Annotated in this window: 1 pseudogene; it reads left to right on the top strand. The window is 64.6% G+C overall.

What is annotated here, in order from left to right:
• Positions 1–183: pseudogene (locus FGX59_RS37215) on the top strand (IS5/IS1182 family transposase); the annotation flags it as partial.
• Between the last annotated feature and the right edge of the window lie 493 nt (positions 184–676).

Here is a 676-nt window from a genome sequence, read left to right as displayed (position 1 = left end):
CGGAACTGGAGCGGCTACCACCGACGAAGCAGGGTGGAGACCAAAATGAACTGCGTGAAGCTGCTCGGACAGAGGCTGATGTCCCGCGACTTCGACCGCCAGGTTGCCGAGGTCCAGATCCGTGCGGCGGCCATGAATCGCTTTGCGACCCTCGGCATCCCGGTCACCGTGGTCCTGGGATAAGTGTGTCCGGGGAAAGGGAAACCTCGGCCATCAGCTGATTTGTCCAACAGCGCCGTCGGAAGGCGCCAGTCTCGTCCCCGGCACTGGAGGCAAAAGGCGGTGAGGAAGGATCATCCCGGTCTCGGCCTCCGGCGGCAGTGCGGCCAGCTGCCCCTGACCTGATCGACCCTGTACTATCAGCCGCGCGGCGAAAGCGCCGAGAACCTCGCCTTCATGGCGGTCATCGACCGCCAGTTCCTGGAAACCCCATGGCACGGCGCGCGCCACATGCACAGAGAAGGGCACAAATGCGGGCGGCATCGTGTCAGGCGGCTGATGAAGCTCAAGCGGCAGGTGCCGATCCGCCGCCCGGCAGGGCATTGCGAAGCAATGTCCCGAGAGGGGACCAGGAGCCGAGGACGGTGACGTCCCAGGTCGTGGTGTAGCTTTCGGTGGCCATCGGGTTTCTCGGTAGGGTCGGGTTGCTGACACCAACCTGAACCGAGGGATGCCC

The sequence above is a fragment of the Poseidonocella sp. HB161398 genome, assembly GCF_005870025.1.
In the GTDB taxonomy this organism is placed as follows: Bacteria; Pseudomonadota; Alphaproteobacteria; order Rhodobacterales; family Rhodobacteraceae; genus Mangrovicoccus.
This window is presented reverse-complemented; position numbering and strand designations above follow the sequence as displayed.